We start from the raw sequence: 9,429 nt of genomic DNA on the forward strand, positions 1-9,429 counted from the left end.
GTCGTTTTGATAAAACCGCAATATCTAAAAATTAAAATTTATGACTACAGAAGTAATTAATGTTAAAGAACTTCACAAAGTTGATCCTGTTTTTGGTCAAATATCCTTTGATAATCATGAGCAAATTGTTTTTTGCAACGACAAAGATACTGGTTTAAAAGCAATAATCGGAATTCACAACACAGTTTTAGGACCAGCACTTGGTGGAACCAGAATGTGGAAATACGCCAACGAATGGGAAGCATTAAATGATGTTTTGCGTTTATCAAGAGGAATGACTTATAAATCAGCTATTTCTGGATTGAACCTTGGTGGTGGAAAAGCCGTTATTATTGGCGATTCTAAATTAGATAAAACACCCGAATTGATTACCAAATTTGGCGAATATGTTAACTCTCTAAGCGGAAAATATATCACTGCTGAAGATGTTGGTACAACAACTCCTGATATGGACTTAATTCGCCAATCAACTCCTTATGTAACTGGAATTTCTGAAGCTATTGGTGGTTCTGGAAATCCTTCACCAGTAACTGCTTACGGTGTTTATATGGGAATGAAAGCAGCCGTTAAATACCAATTTGGTTCTGAAAAATTAGAAGGAAAAAAAGTGTTGGTACAAGGAATTGGTCATGTTGGTGAAACATTGGTTGATTTTCTTTCAAAAGAAGGTGCTTTAGTACAAATCACTGACATTAACGAAAGTCGTTTGGAAGAAGTTAGCAAAAAATATGGTGCTACAATTTTTAGAGGCGATGATTTATATGCTGCAGATGTTGACATTTATGCTCCTTGCGCACTTGGAGCAACTGTAAATGATGATACAATCAACAGGATTAAAGCTAAAGTTATTGCTGGTGCTGCAAATAATCAGTTGGCAAATGAAGTTATTCACGGTCAAATTTTGAAAGAAAAAGGCATTCTTTATGCTCCAGATTTCTTAATTAATGCTGGTGGAATTATCAATGTTTATGGTGAAATTGCTAAATATGACAAAGCAGAAGCCATGCGTAGAACTGAAAACATCTACAATACAACGTTAGCTATTTTTGAACTTGCCAATTCAAAAGGATTGACAACGCATCAAGCCGCTTTTGCCATGGCAGAAGAAAGAATTGAACAAAGAAAAAAAGAAAACGCAAAATAATTTAGCGTTACAATATTATTACTATTTTTGCGGAGCGAAAGAATTTCTTTTGCTCCGTTATTTTTAAAACCAATAAAAGTTCTTACCAAGTGTTAAACAGAAGACATATCCGCGTAAAAGTAATGCAATCCATTTATGCTATGCATCAAAATGGTTCTGATTCAATAGAAAAAGATGAGAAATTTTTGCTTTACAGTATTGAAAATATTCAAGATTTGTACTTAACACTACTTGCTGCACTTGTAGAAATAAGAAAAAAAGAAGTTGTTTTTCTTCAAAAATCGGCAGATAAACATCTTGCTACTAAAGAAGAAAAAAATCCAAATAAAAAGTTTGTCAATAATGCCATTTTAGAATTATTAGAAGAAAATAATTCGCTAAGTATTGCACTTCAAGATAGAAAAATCAACACTTGGAATCTTAACGACGATTATATTACAATTCTTTTGAATGCCATAAAAGGGAGTGATTTATACGCAAATTATATGCGAAATAACACAAATACTTTTGAAGAGGATAAAGAATTTATAGCATCCATTTACATGGAAGTTATTGCTCCAAATGAAAAGTTATATGAATATCTTGAAGATAACAAATTAACTTGGATTGACGATATTCCGTTGGTTAATACTGAAATTATCAAGCAATTAAAAGCCATCAAAAATGGAAAAGAAGATTCGTTTAGAGTTTCTAGATTGTATAAAGATACCGAAGACAAAGAATATGTTAGCAATCTTTTTAGAAAAACAATTTTAAACGAAAAAGAATTAGCCAAAGAATTTGAAGATAAAACTCCAAATTGGGATATGGAACGAATTGCAGAAATAGATACTATTTTGCTAAAAATGGCAATTTGTGAATTTTTAAAATTCCCTTCCATTCCAACCAAAGTTACTATTAATGAATATCTTGAAATTGCAAAAGAATATTCAACTCCAAAAAGTAGTATTTTCATTAATGGAATTTTGGATAATTTGGTAAAAGAATTAGAACAAAACAAACGATTATTAAAAACGGGTAGAGGTTTAATGTAATTAAAAATCAATTATGAATAAGAAAACAATTTTTATTGCTACAGTAACACTTGGATTGCTTTTTTCATCTTGCAAAAAAGAAGTTACAACTGATCCAAGCACTGGAATTGCCTCAATGAATCCAGAAAATAAAGTTACCGAACAACAACAAACAATTCCAACGAATCCTGCAACTGAATTAAAAAAAAATACTCCAGCAACAGGAACTACCGAAATGACTTTTGAAAAAAAAGAACATGATTTTGGTATAATCAAAGCTGATTCAAAAGTTGATTATACTTTTAAATTTAAGAATACTGGAAAAGAAGACTTGGTAATTTCAAACGCTCAAGGTTCTTGTGGTTGTACCATTCCAGAATATCCAAAAGAAGCTATCAAACCTGGTGAAAGTGGAAAAATTAAAGTTTCGTTTAACTCGGCTGGAAAATCGGGGAATCAGCAAAAATCTATTACAATTACCGCAAATACTGAAGTTGAAAAAGAATTATTAACAATAAAAGCTCAAATTAAATAAACTAAATAAAATTTTTATGGAACAAATACAAACGTTTTTACCTTTTATCTTAATGTTCGTGGTTATCTACTTTTTTATGATACTACCACAACAAAAAAGAGCCAAAAAAGAAAAAGAATTTGAAAGCTCGCTAAAAGTTGGCGAGAAAATTGTAACCAAAAGCGGTTTGCACGGAAAAATCGCTGAATTGGGCGATACAACTATTGTTCTCGAAACAATGTCGGGAAAATTAAAAATGGAGCGTTCAGCAATTTCTATGGAAATGAGTGCTGCACTGAATAAAAAATAGTTAAATTTAGAGATTTAAGTCTTGTTGTCATTTCGACAAAAATTTTAAAAAAAGCGTCTTGAAATTTCTTTCTTGACGCTTTTTTTGCTTAACTAACCTCAACTTTTTATTTAATGGTATCTTTTGTCCAAAATTGTGGTAATGGTTTGGGCTGTTCAATATCAAAATTGGAATCATTTTGTTTCTCAAAACTCTCACAACTACAAAACCTTTGTCTTTTTATTTATAGGTGTTTGCTACTGAAAACATGTTATTATTAGCGATTTATTATGATTACTTTTTATTTTTAGTAGCTTTTTTCAAATCTTCGCCACCAGGAATTTTCATTTTATCTGTTAGAACTGATAATTCATCCAAATAGAAGTTTCCTGTTAATGACATCAAAACGGTTTCGTTTGCTTTTGAACCATCAATAAACATTACTAATTCTTTAATTTGACCATCAATAGTTCCAGATTTCACCATTATTTTAATGTTTTTTCCACTGTCATTAACACGCATTAACTCTTCTAAACCACCGGTTTTGGTATATTTTTCGGCAGCAGCTTTCATTTCGGCAGTGGCTTTTGTGCTTGAAGTGGTGAAAACTTTAAGATTGTCTAATTTTTTTATTAAACTTAAATATTGCTGTGCCTGCTTATCTGAAGCCTCCATTTTGACTTTACTCATCAACTCAAACATTTTTTTGTTGACAACAATAGAAGTTACATCGGCTTGCCCATCAAATTTATCAAAGGCTGCTTGACCAAAAAAGGTATTTGAAACAAATACAAATGCGATAATTAAAATTACTTTTTTACTCATGATTTTAAATTTTGATTTTTGGAATTCGTGAATCGTTGATTTCATAATTCTTGATTTTTAAAATTGATTTTTACTTTATTAATTGATAATTAAATTTGATTTGTTTTTATGAACATAGACCTGTCTGCCGACAGGGAGGTTTAAGAAATTTGAAAAATTAATAAAATCTCCTTCTTAATTGAAATTGATTTTTGACATTGAAATTGCCATTGATATTGACATTGATTCTATTTAAATATTAAATTTTTTGATTCTTGATATTCATTAACATACTCTACACTTTTTATGCCAACATTTACATTTTCAGAAACCAAGTTTAAAGCTTTTTGGGTTTCTCTAAAAGCAACTTCTGGATCATCATAGGTTCCAAGTTCGCCAGTTGTTTTGTTTTTTGTTTCCATGTTCAAGTAGCTAAAAACTCCAACACCTAACAAGATTGTAAAAGAGGCCGCAATTGACAACCAAAGAGTGTTTTTCTTTTTGTTATGAATCACAATTTCTTTAGTAAATTTTTCATTTTTAGCTTCAGAAAAATAACCAAACATTGATTGGTATTGCTTCAAATTGGGAGCAACATTTCCGCTAGCAAAGTAGTTTTTCAATTCTTGTTCTTCGGCAAGATTGGTTTCTCCTTGAAAGTAGTTTTCTAGTAATTTTTCTATTCTATTCAATTCCATAACTATGTGTTTTTTGCATGGTTTCGCGTATCATTTTTCTTGCTCTCGAAAGCGCTACTCGAATAGCCGTTTCATTCATGTTTAACATTTTGGCAATTTCTTCAAATTCATATTGCTCAACATCACGCATTTGAACAATTAGTTTTTGTTGTTCGGGTAATTCGTTTATTATTTTTTCTACCCAATTCAAACTGTCTGTATCTTCTATTTTTTGCAACAACCCAACTTGTTTGTCTTCATAATTAGAATGAATTAACTGCAAATTGCTCGCTCTTTTCGACTTTAATTGATCCAAACAATAATTTTTAGTCGTTGTCATGGCAAAAGCCTCCAAACTTGTATAAACGTCCAACTTATCATTTTTGTTCCATAATTTTACCAATATTTCCTGCGTGGCATCTTCGGCTTCTTCAGTGCTTATAAGCAATCGCTTAGCCAATCGAAAGACTTTATCTTTGAAAGGTGTAACTAATTGTATAAACTCTTTTTGGTGCATTATAGTTGGTTTGGTTGCGCTTATGTAGTCAAGACGAATGAGGATTTATTTTGTTACAAATAAAATTATTTTTTTCATACTTTTGATAAAATTATAATTATTATGACAAACAAATTCAAAATTATTCTATTACTCTTCTTAGTATTCAATAGCTGTGAAAAACAAGAAGATAATTATGTTCCTGAAAACTTACAGGTTAACAATTTCATATGGAAAGGATTGAATTTGTACTATTTATGGCAAGCTGACGAACCAGACTTGGCTGATAGCCGTTTTGGAAATCAAACCGAATTGAATAATTTTCTAACTGGCTATTCAAATCCCAATGATTTATTTCAACATTTATTGAACAAACCCGCCAGCCAATTTCCAGAAGGAGAAGCCATTGATAGATTTAGTGTGCTATTTTCAGATTATTCGCAATTAGAAGGAATTCTATCAGGAACCACTTTAAACGACGGAATGGATTTTGGACTAAAATATAAAAGCAGTAGTTCAAACGAAATTTTTGGTTGGGTTAGATATGTCTTACCCAATTCGGATGCCGCCAATAAAAATGTTCTACGAGGAATGATTTTTTACGGGATAAATGGAACTACATTAACTGATGCTAATTATAGAAGTTTATTAAATTCAACTAACTATACCATTAATTTAGCAGACTATGACAATGGAAATATTACGCCAAATGGTCAATCAATAATCTTGACAAAATCGGTTCTTTCTGAAAATCCAGTTTATTTAACCAAAGTTATTGATTCGGGAAATAAAAAAATTGGTTATTTGATGTATAACGGGTTTTATTCTCAATACGAATCACAGTTGAATCAAGCTTTTGGTCAATTAAAATCGCAAGGCGTAACCGATTTAGTTTTAGATTTACGCTATAATTCTGATGGATCAATTGCAACAGCAGGACGATTGGCAAGTATGATTACAGGGCAGTTAAATGGACAAATTTTCGGCAAACAACAATGGAATGCAAAAGCACAAGCTTATTTTAACCAAAATAATCCATCAGAATTGATAGATTTATTTCCTAGCACAATAGGAAACGGTCAAGCTATAAACAGTTTGAATTTGAATAAAGTATATGTTTTAACTTCCAAAAGTACAGCTTCTGCAAGTGAATTAGTCATTAACGGATTGGAACCATATATAAGTGTTATTCAAATTGGTGATGTTACAGTTGGAAAAAATGTTGGTTCAATAACCTTATACGATTCGCCAACATTTACCAAAAGCGACATCAATACCAAACATAAATATGCAATGCAACCTTTGGTGCTAAAAATTACCAATAAAAACAACTTTGGCGATTATATAAACGGTTTACAACCAGATGAATTAATCAAAGAAAATTATGGGAATTTAGGCATTTTAGGAGAAACAACCGAACCATTGTTAAATGCAGCTATAACCAAAATCACAACTGGCGGAAGAAGTAACCAACCGCAACAGAAAGAGTTTAAAAATTTCAAAGATTCTAAATCACTGAATGAAATTGGAACAGACATGTATCTAGAGAAAGTTCCTTTTATAAACTAAAAAAAATGGCTGCTTTAATTGGCAGCCATTTATTTAAATTGTAATTATAATATTATTGGTTGAAGTAGAATCCGTTTGGGGCAATTCCTCCAATGTCAATAGTCTTTAATAAACTTCCTAAAGAAGGACTATCTTGTGTTTCTCCTAAAGAATACACCAATACTTTACCATTTTGTGTATAGTCCTTTACATCCGAAACATAAATTTTATTTGTTTTAATTGCAAATCCAAGTAATTCATCAGCAGAAGTTGTCATAACCAAAGGATAAGAATACGATATTGAACCGTTCTCACTTACAATCGTTTTTAGCTTATAAATTTTACTGCCAATTGTAAAATATTTATTTGCACCATATAACACTAAATTAGAGGGATATACTACTAATGGATTATCACCACCAGTATCATAAGGAAAACTAATCAATGCTTGAACTGAATTATTTGATAAATTAATTTTTATCAATTTACCTGAAGTTTGAGAAGGTGCTGTTGGAAAATATCTTGAATTTCCTCCACATAAAACCCATAAACTTCCATTTTCAATTTCCATTGAGTTTGGTGAGTCACCTACTGTTATTGAATTTAATATAGTATCTGTATTGGCATCAAGAACAACAATTTTATTCCCAGAAGTATATAATCCTCCTTGTGCCAAATATAATTTATTACCATCGGCAATAATCTTTTCTGCACTTCCACCTGGCACAGAGATGGTTTTTATTTGAGAATTTGTTGCCAAATTAATTACCGAAATATAATCATCATCAAAAGATTCAAAATTTGCTTGATTAGTTACATAAGCCTTGCCATTTGCAAAAGTGATGTATCTTGGATTGTTTAAATCAGACGAAATTGTTGCAAGTTTTACCATTGTATATCTATTAACAACTTCAATTTTATCAGAATTACTTACAACAATATAAGCTAAATCATTATAAAAACCTATGCTTTGTGCTGAATCTCCCAATGAACTACCATTTGCTAAACCATAAATATTATTTGTGTATTTATTCAAGTCAAATGATATATATGAAATAGATGCTGTTGGAGTTTGAAAATTCCCTTCATTCAAAACCAGAACCCCACTGTCGTATGTGCCTTTTGATGTATAAAATGGTGGAGTATCTTCTTTAACACAAGAAACAAAGAATAGCGAGCTAAATAATACTAATAAAAACAGTTTATTACATTTCATTTTTTATAATTTTAGGGTTAAATTTACTAAATAATTTCTACCAGGCAATGGTCTGTAAGCTACGCTCTGATAGTTTTCGTTGAACAGGTTTTGAGTTTGAAAACCTAGTTTGTATTTATTTTCTTTTCCAAAATCATATGCTAATGCAAGATTTGAAACATTATATGATTTTATAAAAGCTTCGTGGTCGCTTTGTGTATAAACAAATCCGTTGAAAAGATATTGATAATTGAAGTTTAGTTTCTTAAAATTATAGGCAAAACCAGCTGTAAATTTATGAAACGGCACGTAGGTTAATTGTTTGCTAGTCTTTTCATTTTCAGAAATGGTGTAAGCATAACTCGAATTTACTTGAAAAAAATGTTTTGCAATTTGTTTTTTATAGTTTAGCAAAATTTCATTTCCATAACTCGTTACATTGTCAATATTTTCAGGTTTCCAAACAGAATTTTGAGGAATCCATCTTATTAAATTTGAAATTGAATTATAGTAAGATGTAATTTTAATATCAATGTTTTTAAAAATAAGCTCATGCCCTATTTCACTCTGAATAGCACTTTCCGGTTTCAAATTAGGATTTCCTGCTCCAACCCAAAACAAATCATTAAAAGTTGGAATTCGGAAATTTTTGGAAATGTTTAATTTAATTTTATAATTAGAATTCACATTAAAATTAGATCCAAATGCCATCAAAATTGGACTTTCATAAGCATCTGTAACTTCTTTTCTGATACTCAAATCATATTGAAAATAATTAGAAATTTTATGATTTAGCAATAATGAAAAAGCGACAATATCTCGTTTATTTTCGCCAATATTTTTACCAATTCCTTTTGTGCCTGAATAGTCAACAATTCCATTCAATTTAATTTTGGGAGAAAATTTATATTCTAAACCATATTTGGCAATAAATGTTTCTGCTCTTGATGTTTCAAAATTTTCAAAATTATAATTGTTGAAATATCGATACTTTTCAGTTAAAAAAGCCAACTTGAAACTTGAAGCTATTTTGGAAGTCGAGTACAACCATTCAGCTAAATTTCTGCTATTTACATCATGGTATTTACTTTCAGATTTTGACTCAATAGCGGCAGAAAAATGTCTTTCACTATCATAAAATTGACTGTAAATCCTGAAAACATTTGATTTATTCAATTTGTAACCAAAGCTCAAATTATAGCTATTATTGTAAAATTGTCCATTGGTATTTTTAAAATTAGAATTTAAAAACGGATAATCATTATCAGAACTATTACGTGAAAAATTGAAATTGACACTAACTTTATTGGTAGAAAATGTAGTTCTAAAACTCGAATCAAAAGTATTGAAACTTCCATAACTAAGAAACAAATCGTTTTCAAATTTGTTTTTAAAAACCATTTCGTTATTCAAATGAATACTTCCACCAATGGCACTACTGCCGTAAATAGCACTTCCGCCACCAGCTCTAACAGTAACCGAATTATAGTTTCGAGTGGTTATGGTATTAAAATCAGTTTGCCCGTTAAATTGTGAATTTATATTTATTCCGTTCCAAATAACGGCTGTTTGTTGCGCTGTTGTACCTCTAAAAGATGGAGACGAAACCATTCCTAATCCGTTTTCTTTGAAATAAACTACCGAATTATAATTGAGTAAGGAAGTTAATGAAGATTGATTTTTAGAAATAATAGAATCATTCAGTTTTTGAACCGATAACGAACCCGAAAAAGTGTTTAAATGTAAATC

10 protein-coding genes are annotated in these 9,429 nt (G+C 30.4%); 5 read left to right on the forward strand and 5 right to left on the reverse strand.

The window, feature by feature from the left end:
* The first annotated feature begins 40 nt into the window (after positions 1–40).
* From ACIQ66_RS08705 to yajC, 4 genes are all read left to right on the forward strand, one after another.
* Positions 41–1,144 carry a Glu/Leu/Phe/Val dehydrogenase gene (locus tag ACIQ66_RS08705; protein ID WP_396212413.1) on the forward strand — a complete coding sequence of 368 codons (1,104 nt, stop codon included), beginning with the start codon at positions 41–43 and terminating at the stop codon, positions 1,142–1,144.
* Positions 1,145–1,266: 122 nt separating this feature from the next.
* Entirely contained in the window at positions 1,267–2,178 is a 912-nt protein-coding gene (nusB, locus tag ACIQ66_RS08710) for a transcription antitermination factor NusB (RefSeq protein WP_396212422.1), read from the forward strand.
* Between the two features lie 13 nt (positions 2,179–2,191).
* A complete protein-coding gene (locus ACIQ66_RS08715) occupies positions 2,192–2,692 on the forward strand; it encodes a DUF1573 domain-containing protein (RefSeq protein WP_396212414.1) in 501 nt (166 codons plus the stop codon).
* Positions 2,693–2,708: 16 nt separating this feature from the next.
* Positions 2,709–2,981, forward strand: coding sequence for a preprotein translocase subunit YajC (gene yajC / locus ACIQ66_RS08720; protein WP_396212415.1), 273 nt, complete (start codon positions 2,709–2,711; stop codon positions 2,979–2,981).
* A gap of 273 nt (positions 2,982–3,254) precedes the next feature.
* Here yajC and ACIQ66_RS08725 read toward each other — a convergent pair whose 3' ends face one another.
* The 3 genes from ACIQ66_RS08725 to ACIQ66_RS08735 form a co-directional block, all read right to left on the reverse strand.
* Entirely contained in the window at positions 3,255–3,785 is a 531-nt protein-coding gene (locus ACIQ66_RS08725; RefSeq protein WP_396212423.1) for a DUF4252 domain-containing protein, read from the reverse strand.
* Between the two features lie 227 nt (positions 3,786–4,012).
* A complete protein-coding gene (locus ACIQ66_RS08730; protein WP_396212416.1) occupies positions 4,013–4,462 on the reverse strand; it encodes a hypothetical protein in 450 nt (149 codons plus the stop codon).
* Positions 4,449–4,958, reverse strand: coding sequence for an RNA polymerase sigma factor (locus ACIQ66_RS08735; RefSeq protein WP_396212417.1), 510 nt, complete (start codon positions 4,956–4,958; stop codon positions 4,449–4,451). Before ACIQ66_RS08735 ends, ACIQ66_RS08730 begins: the two co-directional genes overlap by 14 nt.
* Before the next feature lie 102 nt (positions 4,959–5,060).
* Between ACIQ66_RS08735 and ACIQ66_RS08740 the strand changes: the two genes are divergently transcribed.
* Positions 5,061–6,506 carry a S41 family peptidase gene (locus ACIQ66_RS08740; protein WP_396212418.1) on the forward strand — a complete coding sequence of 482 codons (1,446 nt, stop codon included), beginning with the start codon at positions 5,061–5,063 and terminating at the stop codon, positions 6,504–6,506.
* A gap of 52 nt (positions 6,507–6,558) precedes the next feature.
* On the opposite strand, the gene ACIQ66_RS08745 is transcribed toward ACIQ66_RS08740, so the two are convergent.
* Both ACIQ66_RS08745 and ACIQ66_RS08750 read right to left on the reverse strand, forming a co-directional pair.
* Entirely contained in the window at positions 6,559–7,701 is a 1,143-nt protein-coding gene (locus tag ACIQ66_RS08745; protein WP_396212419.1) for a YncE family protein, read from the reverse strand.
* Between the two features lie 3 nt (positions 7,702–7,704).
* A partial coding sequence (locus ACIQ66_RS08750; RefSeq protein WP_396212420.1) for a TonB-dependent receptor plug domain-containing protein occupies positions 7,705–9,429 on the reverse strand: 1,725 nt, incomplete at its 5' end.

Source organism: Flavobacterium sp. (assembly GCF_044377315.1).
In the GTDB taxonomy this organism is placed as follows: Bacteria; Bacteroidota; Bacteroidia; order Flavobacteriales; family Flavobacteriaceae; genus Flavobacterium.

Excerpts from the sequence above, each read along its gene's own strand:
- nusB (WP_396212422.1), top strand. The coding sequence starts at position 1,267 with ATGCAATCCATTTATGCTATGCATCAAAATGGTTCTGATTCAATAGAA.
- ACIQ66_RS08705 (WP_396212413.1), top strand. The coding sequence starts at position 41 with ATGACTACAGAAGTAATTAATGTTAAAGAACTTCACAAAGTTGATCCT.
- yajC (WP_396212415.1), top strand. The coding sequence starts at position 2,709 with ATGGAACAAATACAAACGTTTTTACCTTTTATCTTAATGTTCGTGGTT.
- ACIQ66_RS08730 (WP_396212416.1), bottom strand. The coding sequence starts at position 4,462 with ATGGAATTGAATAGAATAGAAAAATTACTAGAAAACTACTTTCAAGGA.
- ACIQ66_RS08745 (WP_396212419.1), bottom strand. The coding sequence starts at position 7,701 with ATGAAATGTAATAAACTGTTTTTATTAGTATTATTTAGCTCGCTATTC.
- ACIQ66_RS08735 (WP_396212417.1), bottom strand. The coding sequence starts at position 4,958 with ATGCACCAAAAAGAGTTTATACAATTAGTTACACCTTTCAAAGATAAA.
- ACIQ66_RS08740 (WP_396212418.1), top strand. The coding sequence starts at position 5,061 with ATGACAAACAAATTCAAAATTATTCTATTACTCTTCTTAGTATTCAAT.
- ACIQ66_RS08725 (WP_396212423.1), bottom strand. The coding sequence starts at position 3,785 with ATGAGTAAAAAAGTAATTTTAATTATCGCATTTGTATTTGTTTCAAAT.
- ACIQ66_RS08715 (WP_396212414.1), top strand. The coding sequence starts at position 2,192 with ATGAATAAGAAAACAATTTTTATTGCTACAGTAACACTTGGATTGCTT.